The sequence below is a fragment of the Maribacter aestuarii genome, assembly GCF_027474845.2.
Taxonomy (GTDB): domain Bacteria; phylum Bacteroidota; class Bacteroidia; order Flavobacteriales; family Flavobacteriaceae; genus Maribacter; species Maribacter aestuarii.
Genome location: NZ_CP107031.2, coordinates 1,810,168 through 1,825,668, shown reverse-complemented (window position 1 = coordinate 1,825,668; position 15,501 = coordinate 1,810,168). Strand labels below are relative to the sequence as shown.

Genomic DNA, 15,501 nt, shown 5'->3' with positions numbered 1-15,501 from the left:
TTATCCCTAGTCCAATGCGTAATTTTGCGTTCCATTCTAAAGAAGAAGAAATATGGCAGATTTTTATGCCCTAACGGTAAAGTCAATAAGAAAGTTAACCCCTAGTTCCGTTGCCGTAACCTTAATTATTCCCAAGGAATACATCCAGACCTTTGCTTTTACCGCCGGACAGTACATCACCATAAAAAAAGAAATTAAAGGGAAAGAACTGCGACGAGCCTATTCCATTAGTTCCTCTCCGAAAGCAGCAGATATAACTATTGGCATAAAAAAGGTGGATAAAGGCGGATTCTCGGATTACGCCAATACTAAACTTCAAGTTGGGGATGTTTTGGAGGTCATGCCACCGGAAGGCCGGTTTGTGTTTAAACCTTCAAATACGGAACAAAACATAGCTGCTTTTGCCGCTGGCAGTGGAATAACACCCATTATGAGTATTGCCAAAAGTGTTATGGATGCCAATCCTAAGAATAAATTCGTGCTGGTCTATGGAAATAAGTCATACGAAGAAACCATGTTTTATATAGATTTGGTAAAACTGGAACTGGATTATACCAATAGGTTTTTTGTTTATTTCACCAATAGTCAGACCAAAGAAGAAGAGGCTTTGTTTGGTAGGATTGATACCGCAACCGTCAACTATGCCCTTAAGAACAAGCATAAGAACCTATCCTTTAATGGCTACTACCTATGTGGTCCCGAGAAAATGATCCATTTGGTGACGGATACCTTAGTGGACAATGAGGTGCCCAAAGACGATATTCATTTTGAGCTCTTTACCCCTACAGAAATTAAAGATGAAATGCCCATTGCCGTAGAAGGGCAAACGAACCTTACCGTTGTCCTTGATGATGAGGAATTTCAATTGACCATGGACAAAAGTACATTGGTGTTAGATGCCGTACTCAAAGAAAATATTGATGCTCCCTATTCTTGCCAAGGTGGGGTTTGTAGTAGTTGTATTGCGAGAGTTACGGAAGGCAAGGCCGAGATGGTAAAGAACCAGATTTTAACGGATGGGGAAATAGCCGATGGCTTTATTCTTACCTGCCAAGCGCATCCCATAACTCCTACTTTAAAGGTGGATTATGATGATGTTTAGGTAGAATTTCTGATTCAGTCTACTGCTTGGCATTCATGAGCTCAAATTGATTTACAGCCGTCTCATATCCCAAGGCGTAGGCTTTTTCAATACCTTTTCTATCAAAAATTCCGATTTTTTCCAACTCTTTGGGTTCAAAGACCAAATCGCATTTCGCTATTTTCTCCCTATTGATGGCATAAATCATTAAGCCCGTTACGCGACCGGTTAGCTGAATGGAATTATTTAAGTCCTTCCTCTGAAGTTTGGAAACAAGGGAAACATTACTTCCAATCACATATTCTGCCCTATCAAACACCGGTTCCGCGGGAAAGTTGTTCATAATCCCACCATCGGCATACAGCATTCCCTTATAACTGACTGGGCTAAAGACGGGTGGTAATGCCGCCGATGCCAGCAACGGTTTTATCAATTCTCCCTTCGTAATGAATTCTTCCTCGCCAAGTTCAAGATTGGTGGCAACAACATGTAGCGTTTTCTTTAAGGATTCGAAACTATCATGCGGGAAATAGGCCTTAAAAATATCGATATAGCGCTCCGTATCTATAAGTCCCGGTTTTGCCAAGGCAAAGAAATTGTATTTGAACAAGGGTGTTTCCTTAAAGAACCGCAGCATATCGTCAACTGTATTTCCGTTCGCATATAATGCCCCCACTAAAGCTCCCACACTACTTCCGGCAACAACATGGGCGTTTAATCCAAATTCTTCCATGGCTTTAATAACCCCAATGTGGGCCATGCCACGAACGCCGCCGCCTGAAAGGACCAAGCCTAAAGATTTGGATTGTAAATCGGTTATCATGGTTGTTTAAATTAAAGAACCGCACTGAAGTTGAGGTACAGTGCGGTTCAAAATTAAACTATTCCTTATATCTATGAGATTAAGAATCCATTCCAAAGGCATAATAACGCTTTTCCGGTTGCCCTTCATAGATACCTTCTAACATAACACCACCTTTTTTATCCTCGAGCATTTCCGAAATATCATCAAGATCAGTCACTTTCTTACCATCTATATGGGTAATGATAAAGCCTTCCCTCATTTGGGTCTCCTTACGGATTTTACCAGGATAAAGCCGTGCTACTTTTACACCACCGTCGATATTTAATTTCTTAATCTCCTCCTTGGATAAGGTTTCAAAATCGGCTCCAAGCAGGTTCAGCACTTCCTTTTTCTCGAGCTTCGTAATTTCGGTGGTTCCATTGGAATTCTCCAATACCACGTCAAATTGCTTTTCCTTTCCTTTTCTGTTTACGGTAACTACGACCTTATCCCCAGGTCGGTGTCCCGCAATAATTTCCTGTAACCTTGGGGACGTGTTGATAACGATATCATCGATTTTGGTTATGATATCCCCAGATTCAAGACCCGCTTTATCGGCGGCACTTTCTTCACCAACATTTTCTACCCAAACGCCCTTTGCAAAGTCTACGTCTTTTTCCTTGGCCAAATTACCATCCATTGTTCTAATGGTAACGCCCAGCATACCACGCTGCACGCTTCCATATTTTAAAAGGTCCTCGACCACTTTGGTAACAATATTGCTCGGTACCGCAAAACCATAACCGTTATACGTACCTGTCCTACTCGCAATCGCCGTATTTACTCCTATTAAATTACCTTCAAGATTCACCAAAGCACCACCACTATTTCCGGGATTAATGGCAGCATCTGTCTGGATAAAACTTTCAACAGCAAATTTTTCCTTGTTGATATTGATATTTCTAGCTTTGGCGCTCACAATACCTGCGGTTACCGTAGAATTCAGTCCCATTGGATTTCCAACGGCCAATACCCATTCCCCTACCTCAACATCATCTGAGTTTACTAGGGCCATAGTCTTCAGGTTGTCTGCTTTAATCTGCAAAAGAGCCAAATCTGTGGTAGGATCTGTTCCTATCACCGTTGCCTTATAACTCTCATTATTATAAAGGGTAACCTCTACCTCATCTGCATTATCTATGACATGATTATTGGTGATGATGTAACCGTTTTCGTTAATGATGACACCAGAACCGGTACCGTACATAGGCTGAGGTTGCATTCCTCCCTCGGGGATTTGCTCCTTGAACATATCTCCGAAAAAATCTTTGAAAGGATCCGGCAATTGACGACGTTCAAATTGCTGCATGTTACCATACCCTCTGGTTTGCGTGGATCTAATGTGAACTACGGCATCCAAAACTTTATTAGTAGTTTCGGTAAAGTCCAAGGGTTTGATGTTCCCATCCTTATCTGCGGTATACAAGACATTATGCCCCTGTACACCACTAACTTGTTGAATTATTATAGGATCCTCTTTTAATAATTGATAACCTCCTATTGCCCCAAAACTGACCAATAGCGCTATAATTGCGGAAAAAAGATATATTTTCCAAACTTTCTGTTTATTCAAATCATTTTTCATATTTCTAATCTATTTTTAATTAATTCTGTTTTTCTTCATCCATCTTAAAACCATTAAGACGATTAATGTTAACATGTGCGTAATAATAGTTGATATCCTTTTTTTAAAGGGCGGGAAGGGTAATTCCTGTGTTAATCTTGGTGTTGGACCTAAAAATGATATCCTTACCTAACCATTCGTCTATCCAAGAATTTAAGCTAGGTCCGCTTACAGTATCATTTTTGGGCAAGCTCACTAAAGTGCTCATAACTACATAAATTTAAGGTTAAACAACTATCTATCAATTATTTGTAAAATACTATAAATGTATTTTACCATGAAAATTTGACATTTTAATCGCTGTCAAAATGACAATTTTCTATTTTCATTTCTTTATGGGTTTCTCTGCCGGTGGCCGCTTTTCTTTTTTTACGATTGAAAAGGAATTGTGTTTTCCTTTTAAGATATCCTGTCCCAGTAATTTTACCGTTAGGTATAAGAAAGCGATATAAACCACCATCAAAAGCGAAAGCCCGTAAGCTAACTTTTCCATAGTGACAAAATTTTTAAAGAACTATTACCGTTGCGTTTTAGACAAATCCTATGCCAGAAAATGATCAATGAATGCTAAATTATTTTTAAAATTTCATGGATTTTAAGAAGGTTTTTAGACTTGTTGGTTGGTTAAATCTCTTTAAGCGACCCCTAATAATTTAGATTAGCCCGTTTACCGATGTATTTTGATAGTTCATACGTGTTTCAACTATGCATCAATAACTATAGCGTTCAACAAATCGACTAGCCGGTCAGTTCCAAAAGGAAATTTCCAATACCCGTAATCATCTTTTATGAACTTCGACCAAACCTTTATATAGTATTTATCGTAAGTTTGTTAGAGAAAATAAAAGTGCTTTGAAATTCCCCGTTACAACTGCTGTTCTGGTATTTGCCAATTCTTCCCATGAGGAATTGTTGCATAAACCTATGCTTAAGGGGAAGCTTTTATTTGATAGGCTTACACATGAAACGCTGGCAAAGGTTCGAAAATCAGGGCTTCCTTATTTTCATGTTTCGGAAAAAGAACAAGTAGGCAAGTCTTTTGGCGAACGTTTTTCGAATGCCATTCAAACCGTATTCGACCAAGGCTTTGAAAATATCATTACCATTGGTAATGATACTCCCCAATTACAAACAAGACATTTAATTGAAACGGAAAAAGCTTTAAAAGCAGGAAAAACCGTTTTGGGCCCTTCCTTGGATGGTGGATTCTACCTCATGGGCATTCATAAGTCAAAATTCGATGCTGAAAATTTTAAAAAGCTACCATGGCAACGTTTTAGCCTTTTAAACCGTATTTCAGTCCTTTTGGACCAAACAGAGGCACTTGTCTATAAATTGCCTGCACTGGGCGATTTGGACAATCTAAATGATGTAAAGCGATTGACATCTTTTAGAAAGTCTATTTCGTCAACGTTAGTACATCTACTTGCACTTATTATCGGGCTTGAAAACAAAATTATAGATGCAGTTAGTGGTCAGTTTTCTTCCATCTATCTTCACCAGATTTTTAACAAAGGCTCTCCCATATTACTTCATTCTTAGTGCATTTTGAACGGATTGTAGCTATCGATCCGAATTGTTAATTCATTCACTGTTTTTAAATGAAGTATCTATTGTTGGTTGTGAGCCTATTCATAACTACTATCACGTTAGCCCAAGAAACCATTTCTGGTTCGGTAAAGGATACCACCGGGCAACCTATTCCTTATGTAAACGTACAATTATCGGGAACGAATAAGGGTACCATTACCAATGAGGCAGGCAAATACAGTATAGAAGTCCCTAATCTATCAGGTGCCTTAAAATTTTCAATTTTAGGTTACGAAACTAAAACTGTACCCATTAACAATGTAAGTATATTGGACGTTACGCTTTCGGAATCTTCAGAACAACTGAATGAAGTCGTTTTGACCGCCCTAGGCCTTAAACGGGAGACCAAAGAATTGGGATACGTTGTGCAAAGCTTAGATGCGGAAGGAATCACCGAGGTCAAATCAGTTAACTTTTTGGACAACTTGAGCGGTAAACTTGCAGGGGTGACCATCAATCAAGGTGCTACAGGAGTAGGATCTTCCTCCAAAATTACCATCCGAGGAGAGGCATCGTTCTCGAACAATAATCCGCTATTTATTGTAGATGGGGTTCCCATTAACAACAATTCAGTCTTCAACTTTACCAATGAAGCCGCCGCTGGCTTCCAAGAAGTCGATTTTGGGAACGGCGCCATGGAGGTAAATCCCGATGACATTGCCGAAGTTTCGGTACTAAAAGGACCTAGCGCAGCGGCCCTTTATGGTACGCGTGCCGCAAATGGTGTCATTGTTATCGAAACTAGGGACGGCTCCAAGAGTAAAGGGCTTGGAATAAGTTATAATACCAGTTTTTTTGTGGATTCCGCCTTCAAACTCCCCGACTTTCAAAATGAGTACGGTCAAGGTCAGGCTGGCGTATTTGAATTTGTAGACGGTCTTGGCGGCGGTACCAGCGATAATATCACCTACAGTTGGGGGCCACGTCTGGATGTTGGCAATTTAATTCCTCAATTTGATAGTCCGGTAACCTTACCGAATGGAACTATAGTACGTGGTGGAGATACCTCCGTATACAATGGTTTGCCCATTACACCAACGGAGTTCCGCTCCCATCCAGATAATCTTAAGAACTTCTATGAAACGGGAACTACGTTCATAAACAATCTGGCCATCTCATCTGGTTTCGACAAAGGTAACTTTAGACTCTCGTTTACTGATTTACGAAGTGAAAGCATCATACCAGGGGTTAATTTGGATAGACAAACCGTCTCAGCGCGCTTAAACTTTCGTCCCTTGGACAAGCTGCGCGTTAATTCCAGTATTAGCTATGTAAACTCTCAAAGTGATAATAGACCGTCCAATGGATATGGTTCGGAGAACGTAAACTACTCTTTGGTAGCTTGGGGACCTCGATCTTTGGACATAAACAGTTTGCGTAATTATTGGCAGCCCGGTCTCGAAGGTCTACAGCAGTACTCCTTCAACTACACATTTTTTGACAATCCCTATTTTATTTTGTTCGAAAATCGAAACTCATTCAATCGGGATAGGGTTTTTGGAAATGTTTCCGTTTCTTATGATATAGCTGATAATCTGACCGCTAACATCCGTACCGGAATGGATTACTCCAGTGAACTACGCCAGTTCAGAAGGGCGTTTAGTTCCAATCGTTTTTCAAATGGCGGATATGCGGAACACGATGTTTTCTACAGGGAGATCAATACCGATTTCCTTTTAAACTACAACAATAGTTTTGGGGATTTTGAGGTGGATGTCTCACTGGGTGGTAACCGATTGGACCAAAAAGCGTTCACTGCACAATCCCAAACAACAAGTTTGGCGCAACCTGGAATATTCCGATTGAGTAATGCCGCTTCACCCGTTGAAGTATTCGAGTTTGAATCCAATAAACGAATCAATAGTTTCTATGGTTTGGCAAAAATTGGTTACAAGAACTATCTATATCTGGATATTACGGGCAGAAACGATTGGTCCAGCGCATTGGCCACTCCTTTCTCCGTGGATAACGTTTCCTTCTTTTATCCCTCCGTTTCGAGCAGCTTAATCCTATCGGAAATCATAGCTATGCCGCAAGAAGTGTCTTTTGCAAAGCTCCGTGCCAGTTACGCCCAAGTGGGTAATGATACCAATCCGTATCAGACTACAGGTGCGTTCATAGCGCAAACACCTTTGAACGGACAACCAACGTTTAGTGACCAGAACATCATTGCAAATCCCAATTTAAGGCCCGAGCAGACAGCCGCAATTGAAGTAGGGGCAGATGTTCGCTTTTTTGGTGATAGATTGAATCTGGATATCTCTTATTACAATGCCGTTACCAAAGATCAGATTATTTCGTTACCCATTGGAATTTCATCAGGTTTTACCCAACAGGTAGTCAACGGCGGAAAAGTGCGTTCCATAGGGGTGGAAATCATTCTGGGAGTTACACCTTTGATTACCCAAGATTTTAAATGGAACAGTACCCTTAATTTTAGCACCAATCGTTCTACTGTGGAAGATTTACCACAAGATGATGGACGTTTAACCTTGGCATTTTCTAGGATTTACGACAGTCAAAACCAAACGGTATTTGTGCAGGTGGAAGAGGGCGGACGTATTGGCGATTTGTACGGAACGGGTTATTTGAAAAACGAAAATGGTGATTTTATCCTAACCGATGAAGGACGTTACATTCCGGACAACACCTTACAAAAATTAGGAAATTTCAATCCTGACTTTATGTTAGGTTTCAACAACCAGTTCAATTACAAGAGTTGGGATTTGGGCTTTTTATTCGATTGGCGCCAAGGCGGAATCATTGTCTCGCGAACAAGGGCGTTAGGTAATGTTGGTGGACAATTGGCTGAAACCGCTTTTAGGCCAGAAGAAGGAATTGTCCCGCAAGGCGTTGTAAACACAGGTACGGTAGAAAATCCTGTTTATGTGCCCAACACCATAGCCGTAACAGCGGAAAGTTATTACCGTCAATTTTATGATAGGAACCATGAGGAAAACAATACCTATGATGCCTCCTTTTTAAAATTGCGACAGTTTTCCATTGGTTACACCTTTGATAACCTGAAATTTTTACAGCAAGATGCCAGTTTGAGACTTTCACTTATTGGTAGAAACTTGTTCGCAATTACCGAAAATCCACATTTTGATCCGGAGCAATTGGCAGTACAGGGACAAGGTTTTGTAAGTGGTATAGAGGATATGTCCTACGCCACCACAAGAAGTATCGGTTTTAAGGCGGGGTTTAATTTTTAAGAAGAAGTAAAATGAAATATATAAAATCGTATTTGAGTTTAACATTTGTACTTGTGTTTTTTGCCTCTTGCACCAAAGACTTTGAAGAAATCAACACCAATCCAAATCAACCTGTTTCTGTGCAGCCCAGTTTGTTATTACGACAAGTAATCTATGATTATGGTGAACAAATGTCGTATGAAGGTTTTACCGCTGGGGATTTATTGGGGCAGTACAGAACCGCACTAGATTTTAACCTTTTTGATAGGCACGACTTAAAATCGCCCCAGTTGGGTGGTAATCCTTGGCCCATATTATACACCAACCTTCGCGACAATGAAGAAATTTTACGCTTAGCCCAGGAGAACCCGACCTTTGCTGTCTACGAGGGTCCTGCTCGGATTCTAAAAGCCTATATGGCGGGAGCTTTGACCGATATGTTTGGGGATGTTCCTTATTCTCAGGGTTTCAAAGGAAAAATAGGGACCGTTACCCCGGTCTATGATGCACAGGAGGATATCTATCTGGCGGAAGGCGGTATTTTCGATAATCTTGAAAAAGGAATAGCAGCTATTGAAGACTATTCCGGCACCATTCCTTTAGAGGGCGACATTCTGTTTGATGGCGATTTAGAAGCGTGGTTGCGTTTTGCCCGCTCACTCCAGATTAAATTTTTGATACGTACCTCTAGTGTTCGGGACAATGCCAGTGCATTGCAATCACTGTTTGATAGTAATGGATTCATACGTGAAAACGTGCAAAATGCCACCTTCGATTTTAATAATGGGGAGCCCAATAATTTTCGCTTAGCCCGATTAAGAATTGGCGATTTCAACAATTTTGTGCTATCGGAGACCATGGAGGAAATTTTGACAGACCTAAACGACCCCAGATTATCCGTCTTGTTCCGTCCATTTTCTAACAGTACATCAGCACAAGAGTTCAATGGGCTTTTGAACGGTGTTGACGCCACACAAAATGCCGTTGTTTTAGCGGACTATTCTTTGGCCGGAAGCATCTTCAGGGAAAGTACGAGTGCTTTAGACGCCAATTTTATGACAAGTTGGGAGACGTATTTCCTATTGGCAGAAGCCGCGGAACGTGGTTTAATATCTGCCGATGCACAGGACTTGTATGAAACCGGTGTTGTACATGCTTTTGAGTACTGGAACACAACATTGCCCGCAGATTATCTACTAGCAGAGGGTGCATATGGCAACGGGAATCCCTTAGAAAATATCATTACCCAAAAATGGATCGCAAATATCATTAATGGATATGAAGGCTGGATAGAATATCGAAGGACCGGATTTCCACAATTAAAGACAATTTCAGCGAGTTTAAATAACGATTTAATTCCAGTGCGTATGCCCTATCCGGCAGAGGAGCAGGCGTTAAATTCCGTCAATTATGAAGCAGCGGCAGCTAAAACGGATGGGAATAGCATAAATTCACCTGTGTGGTGGGACGAATAGATAATACTAATGACTGAGGTAAAAATTTGGCAATGGAGTTTAATAATAGTGTCCAGTTTGGCATTGTTCCTGCTCTCCCCATTAGCAAAAAATACCAACCAGTTTTTTAAGGCGGTACAAAAGAAAAGAACACCCAGCACCTTTATGCTAATGGGTAGTTTAATCATCTCTTGGATTTTTGCCAAGAGCATCACCAATGCAGCCAATTTAGGATTGGATTACGGTATAGTGGGAGGAGTGGCCTACGCAGGATACTATGTTTCCTTCGCCGTGGCCGGCATTGTAATTTATAAAATGAGGTTACACGGTAAATATCAGAGCATTCATCATTTCCTGACCTCGAAATTTGGACAAGGGGCGGTGGCGGTATTTTCCATTTTAATAGCAATTCGCCTTTTTAATGAGGTATGGAGTAACACCATGGTTATCGGCTCCTATTTTGGGGATATTGGCTCTAGTCCCTATTATTGGTCCATTTTGGTATTTACCGCACTTACATTGGCTTATGTTCTAAAGGGAGGAATGAGCAGTTCCATATTTACGGATGTCATTCAAATGGGCCTGTTCTCGGTCCTTTTGTTGGTAATTTTGGGCGCAATCTTCACTACTGAAGACGGTTTTACGGCAAGTAATTCAGGGGTTTGGTCTTTTGAAATGGGACTGAACCTATTGTTCGCCGCCATTCTACAATCCCTAAGTTATCCCTTCCATGACCCTGTTTTAACGGACAGAGGGTTTTTAAGCAGTCCGAGGGTGACGCTGAAAAGTTTTCTCTTAGCTAGCATCATTGGCGGGCTTTGTATTGTACTTTTTAGTATAATCGGTGTGTATGCGCAATCGCAAGGCATGAAGGGGCAAGCGGCAGTTGAGGTTGGAAAAGCTTTCGGATTAGTATTGTTACTGATTATCAATTTTATTATGATAACCTCGGCAGCCTCCACCTTGGATTCGACCTTTTCGTCGTTTTCAAAATTAGCCGCTATCGATTTAAAAATGGGTAATTCGTTAAAATTTGGTCGGTGGTCCATGGTAGCCATCGCCATTTTGGGTACAATTCCTGTATTTCTTGATGCCGAAATATTATCGGCCACTACCATAAGCGGAACGATGGTCATTGGTTTGACCCCAATTTTTCTTTTTTGGGGGGAAAAGCCCCTAAAATCAGTTTTCACCTAAGTGTATTTTGTGGGATTTTATTCGGATTTTTGCTGATTTTCAGTTGGTTTCCGGAATCTATGATATTTACCACTGGAAAATATGCGGATTTACTCTGGATTAATTTCTGGGGTATCCTAACCTGTATTTTACTCTATTTTATACCCACATGGATAAAGAGATAAGACATATCGGGACAAAAACTGGTAAGCTATTGCTTTTTGGGGGCGTGTATGGCAACCTACAGGCATTGGAGCAGTTAATTTCAATTGCTAAAACAGAAGGTATTGCCCCGGAGAACTGCATTTGTACGGGTGACATTACCGGATATTGCGCACAACCGGAGGAAACCATTCGATTATTTAGAAAATGGGATGCTCTTAGTATCGCTGGAAACGTAGAATTACAACTAGCAAACGATAGTGAGGACTGTGGGTGTGATTTTAAAGCCGGTGGGCGATGCGATAGTTTTTCCAAACTATGGTTTCCATATACCAAAGGGCGGTTATCGAATGAATCCTTACAATGGATTTCTGAAATTCCGGAAAATATAGGTTTTGAATACAATGGAAAGAAAATTAGCGTGGTTCATGGTAATTACGGGAATACGTCAGAATTTATATTCAAATCCAATGCCCATGACAGTAAGGAAAAATGCTTTGAAAATACCCAAAGTGATGTGATTATAGCTGGACACTGCGGACTCCCATTCCATCAATCCCTAAAAGATAAGTTATGGCTAAACCCAGGGGTTATAGGCATGCCTGCAAATGACGGCACGACCAGAGTGTGGTATATGGTATTGGAAACGGATGGTGAAGAAATAAAATATACTCATCGGTCTTTTGAATATGATTATAAGACCGCTCAACAGTTGATGTTCAGAAATCACTTACCTGAAGCATATGCGGACACCTTGTCCTCCGGTATTTGGGACAATATGGAAATACTTCCGGAACTGGAAAAAATGGAACAAGGTATCCCGATCAATTTAGACAAATCGAGTACAGCAAATAAAGAACTTAAAACACAAAAAAAGATGGCAGATTCTTATTACGATCCAAAGGACCTCAGAAAATTTGGTAAGATTACGGAATGGAGCGAAGAGCTCGGCACCAAATTCTTTGATTATTATGGTAAGGTTTTCGAAGAAGGCGCACTAAGTGCTAGGGAGAAATCATTAATTGCCTTGGCAGTTTCCCATGTAGTAAAATGTCCTTACTGTATTGATGCCTATACCAAAGATGGTTTACAAAAGGGCATTACCAAAGAAGAAATGATGGAAGCCGTGCATGTTGGAGCCGCTATTGAAAGTGGTGCAACCTTGGTACACGGAGTACAGATGATGAACAAGTATGATAAATTATCGATGTAAATAGTTGATCGTTTTCTGTTGTTAGTTGTTGGAATTAGAAGGACAACGATTAACGGAAAACCGTGAATCAAAATAAAAAAAGAAATGGCTACAAAATCATTAAAAGCAAAAGGAAACGAGCTAGCAGAAAGCAAAAGACAGCTCGATATTTTAAACGGAGGAATCTTTGCCGATGGGGAACTCCCCTATTTCAAGGATAAGATTTCAAAAATTGGACACTTTCCGTTGCGGCCAAAAAAGCTTGAAATACTACAGATAAACGTGGGGTATATGTGCAACCAGGTCTGTGAACACTGTCATGTGGATGCAGGACCTGACCGAAAAGAGATTATGACCCGCGAAACCATGATGCAATGTTTGGAGGTCATTAAGAATACCGAGGCGCATACATTGGATTTAACCGGAGGAGCTCCTGAAATGAACCCTGATTTTAGATGGTTTGTAGAAGAGGCCGCCAAAGCAGGCATCAAGGATTTTATTGTAAGGTCCAACCTTACCATAATCCGTGCGAATAAAAAATACTACGATTTACCGGATTTCTTTAAGAAGCATAACGTTCATGTTATTTCCTCCATGCCACATTATACCCGTGGTAAAACGGATAAACAACGTGGTGATGGCGTTTTTGACAAATCGATAAAAGCCCTGCAAGAACTCAATAAACGTGGATACGGTATGCCGGGAAGTTCGTTGAGATTGGATTTGGTCTATAATCCCTCTGGCGCGTACCTGCCAGGAGACCAAGCGGCCATGGAAAAGGACTTTAAAAAGGCATTGGATGAAGATTTCGGCATTCAGTTCCATAATCTATTTGCCATAACCAACCTCCCTATCGCACGTTTCTTAGATTATTTGATTGCTTCCGAGAACTATGAGGACTATATGTATGCCCTGGTTGAGGCTTATAACCCTTCCGCTGTGGCAAACGTCATGTGTACCAACACGATTTCCATAAGCTGGGACGGTTGGTTGTACGATTGTGATTTTAACCAAATGCTGGACCTGAAGGTGGCGAGCAAAGTAAAACACATTAAAGATTATAACGAGGATTTGTTAAACGACAGGAACATCATTATTTCACAACATTGTTATGGCTGTACGGCTGGAGCTGGAAGTAGTTGTCAGGGTACGGTAGCGTAGTCCTAATCGACCTCTTTTGCCATTTTAAACACTGACCTGTATTTAAAACTGCGTATGATGCTTTTCGGGAAACTGTTTTGGAATGTCATCGGCCCCTTCTCCTAAATTCTGTCTTAGGTCAATCTCAATTCCTCTTGCTATGGTGGAGATAGGCACATCATTAGCAGAACCTTCGAAAGGGTTCTCACCAGTTCGTCCAATCCTTTCCATAGTGTGAAATATCCAGGCAACAATTACATAAAAGGGAATGGTTGCCCAGACAAAGAATTTACCAATAACTGGATTTGATGTAGCTATTTTACTGCCAATTTCTCCAAATTGCGGGACAAGCGCCAAAGGGAGTACCAATATAAAGACCCACATAAAATAATGATTAAGTGTAGCAAAATGCCTAGGATAGGGAAAATTCTTAATTCTTTCGCTTTGGCCTTGGAGCGTAAATAGTTTCTGAAGAACACCTTCTAACTCTAAAAAAGAAAATTCCCAAATAAGCCCTTTCTCCTTTAATTTTCTAAGATGATGCGATTGTAGGTAGAGCAAAGCGGTCTGTTTATTGCTTTTTTGTAAAATGGAATTTAAGTCCTCTTTTGAGATGTAAAGCTCCAAATCGTTTTCCAATTTATTTTCCATTTCTGGCGGAAGCAGACCCCATTCACGATCAGTTCGTTGCTTCAGTATCGTTTCCCAAGGTTTAGGGGCTCGCATAGCGTAGCGCAATGCAGTCATCCATGCGATATGACGATAGGTCAATATCTTAATTTCCTTTTCCAATTCCCCTTGGGAAACTGTTGTTTGACAATATTCGTTTGTTATCATGTCCTGTAGGAACATGCCGAACGTTCTAGAGGTATTTACAATACCTCCCCATATTTTACGCGCTTCCCAAATTCGACCATAGGACGAGTTGTTCTGAAACCCGATGACGAAAGCCACCGCTGTTCCTATCAAAGCCAACGGTGTCCAAGGTATTTCTAACCATTGCAGGTCCAAAAAGAAGTAGCCGGCAACGCAAATACTAATTATTGCAATAAATAGTAATGTTTCAAATCTGGTCCATAGGACCATTTCTAGAATGGAATACTTCTTTTTTGTGTGCATAAGGATATGGTTTAACTGGTCTATTCAAAAATAAGGATAGTATTGGTTATTTCATCTCCCACATTATCCTAACATTATAACCCACTAGAATCAAACTATTGTTTTTACAAAAGGTTTTTAGCGCAAAAGTTCTACACTTTAACCGACTACCCAGTCTGTAACCACTTTAAAAATTTAGGTAATACATCGAGAATATGAACTTTGACCGATTTTTTCCGTAAGTACAACTAAAGAAACCATGTTTAACATTCATCCATGGGTTCTTTGTATAGACCAAATGGTCGGATTAACCCAAATCTTGAAATAATGGACAAAACTTTAAAACGCATGGCTACCATGCAACGCATGCAAGTAACCGGATTGGAATTGTTTTATACGAAAGGATACTTCAATACCAGTGTAGACGATATTTTAAAGAAATTATCCCTCTCCAAAGGAGCTTTCTATTATCATTTTGAATCTAAGGAGGATTTCTTCCTACAGATCGTTCAAAACTTAATGGCTAGAAAAGTTTACAGTACATTAATTGAACCGATTGAAGGTCATGATAATCCGTTAGAACTTATAACGAATTGCTTTGATGATGCCCTTGAAACGGCTGTGCACAATGAGATGGATTTTGGATGTATATTAAGTAACTTCCTAACAGAATTTCAGGGGAAGAATGAGAATATTATGAAGCATTTGGGTGATATTGTTTCCATTTGGGAAGTAAACCTAGTTTCTACACTACAAAAAGGAAAATATAATGGTTATATAGATAGGCATGTGGATTGTGAAGCGGTAGCTACCTATCTCATAAGTTCCTATTTTGGCATACGCACTTTAATGGTGGGCACAGCTCCGAGCGCAAGGAAATATCGCTTCATGGCTCAACTAAGACAATACTTTAAATCGATAGAAGCAAAACCAATCGCGATATAAA

12 protein-coding genes and 2 pseudogenes are annotated in these 15,501 nt (G+C 40.4%); 9 read left to right on the top strand and 5 right to left on the bottom strand.

Annotated features, from left to right (window positions below):
* The first annotated feature begins 52 nt into the window (after positions 1–52).
* A complete protein-coding gene (locus tag N8A89_RS08240; RefSeq protein ID WP_281541834.1) occupies positions 53–1,102 on the top strand; it encodes a ferredoxin--NADP reductase in 1,050 nt (349 codons plus the stop codon).
* Positions 1,103–1,121: 19 nt separating this feature from the next.
* On the opposite strand, the gene N8A89_RS08235 is transcribed toward N8A89_RS08240, so the two are convergent.
* The 4 genes from N8A89_RS08235 to N8A89_RS08220 all read right to left on the bottom strand — a co-directional run bounded on the left by N8A89_RS08235 (position 1,122) and on the right by N8A89_RS08220 (position 4,042).
* Complete coding sequence (locus N8A89_RS08235) at positions 1,122–1,904, bottom strand: patatin-like phospholipase family protein (protein WP_281541833.1); 783 nt, start codon at positions 1,902–1,904, stop codon at positions 1,122–1,124.
* Between the two features lie 79 nt (positions 1,905–1,983).
* On the bottom strand, positions 1,984–3,510 hold the full coding sequence (locus N8A89_RS08230) for a Do family serine endopeptidase (RefSeq protein ID WP_281541832.1): 1,527 nt from the start codon (positions 3,508–3,510) through the stop codon (positions 1,984–1,986).
* Between the two features lie 103 nt (positions 3,511–3,613).
* Positions 3,614–3,757 (bottom strand): hypothetical protein, encoded by a 144-nt coding sequence (locus N8A89_RS08225; protein ID WP_281541831.1) that lies wholly within the window; start codon positions 3,755–3,757, stop codon positions 3,614–3,616.
* A 117-nt stretch (positions 3,758–3,874) separates the two neighbouring features.
* The gene (locus N8A89_RS08220) at positions 3,875–4,042 is read right to left on the bottom strand and encodes a hypothetical protein (protein ID WP_281541830.1); all 168 of its coding nucleotides are present in this window, start codon (positions 4,040–4,042) and stop codon (positions 3,875–3,877) included.
* 359 nt (positions 4,043–4,401) lie between these two features.
* Here N8A89_RS08220 and N8A89_RS08215 point away from each other — a divergent pair, with 359 nt between their 5' ends.
* The 7 genes and pseudogenes from N8A89_RS08215 (at position 4,402) to arsS (ending at position 13,478) form a co-directional block, all read left to right on the top strand.
* Positions 4,402–5,091 carry a TIGR04282 family arsenosugar biosynthesis glycosyltransferase gene (locus N8A89_RS08215; protein WP_281541829.1) on the top strand — a complete coding sequence of 230 codons (690 nt, stop codon included), beginning with the start codon at positions 4,402–4,404 and terminating at the stop codon, positions 5,089–5,091.
* 59 nt (positions 5,092–5,150) lie between these two features.
* A complete protein-coding gene (locus N8A89_RS08210; protein WP_281541828.1) occupies positions 5,151–8,354 on the top strand; it encodes a SusC/RagA family TonB-linked outer membrane protein in 3,204 nt (1,067 codons plus the stop codon).
* 11 nt (positions 8,355–8,365) lie between these two features.
* The gene (locus tag N8A89_RS08205; protein WP_281541827.1) at positions 8,366–9,808 is read left to right on the top strand and encodes a SusD/RagB family nutrient-binding outer membrane lipoprotein; all 1,443 of its coding nucleotides are present in this window, start codon (positions 8,366–8,368) and stop codon (positions 9,806–9,808) included.
* Between the two features lie 9 nt (positions 9,809–9,817).
* Positions 9,818–11,148: pseudogene (locus N8A89_RS08200) on the top strand (sodium:solute symporter).
* Positions 11,133–11,765 (top strand): annotated as a pseudogene (locus N8A89_RS08195) (metallophosphoesterase family protein); the annotation flags it as partial. The pseudogenes N8A89_RS08200 and N8A89_RS08195, both read left to right, overlap by 16 nt.
* Positions 11,766–12,002: 237 nt before the next feature.
* Complete coding sequence (locus N8A89_RS08190) at positions 12,003–12,338, top strand: arsenosugar biosynthesis-associated peroxidase-like protein (protein ID WP_047417834.1); 336 nt, start codon at positions 12,003–12,005, stop codon at positions 12,336–12,338.
* Between the two features lie 84 nt (positions 12,339–12,422).
* Positions 12,423–13,478: an arsenosugar biosynthesis radical SAM (seleno)protein ArsS gene (arsS, locus tag N8A89_RS08185; RefSeq protein ID WP_281541825.1), complete on the top strand. Its 1,056-nt coding sequence runs from the start codon at positions 12,423–12,425 to the stop codon at positions 13,476–13,478.
* A 42-nt stretch (positions 13,479–13,520) separates the two neighbouring features.
* On the opposite strand, the gene N8A89_RS08180 is transcribed toward arsS, so the two are convergent.
* On the bottom strand, positions 13,521–14,576 hold the full coding sequence (locus N8A89_RS08180; RefSeq protein ID WP_281541824.1) for a bestrophin family protein: 1,056 nt from the start codon (positions 14,574–14,576) through the stop codon (positions 13,521–13,523).
* A 306-nt stretch (positions 14,577–14,882) separates the two neighbouring features.
* Between N8A89_RS08180 and N8A89_RS08175 the strand changes: the two genes are divergently transcribed.
* Positions 14,883–15,500, top strand: coding sequence for a TetR/AcrR family transcriptional regulator (locus N8A89_RS08175; RefSeq protein WP_281541823.1), 618 nt, complete (start codon positions 14,883–14,885; stop codon positions 15,498–15,500).
* Position 15,501 lies beyond the last annotated feature (1 nt).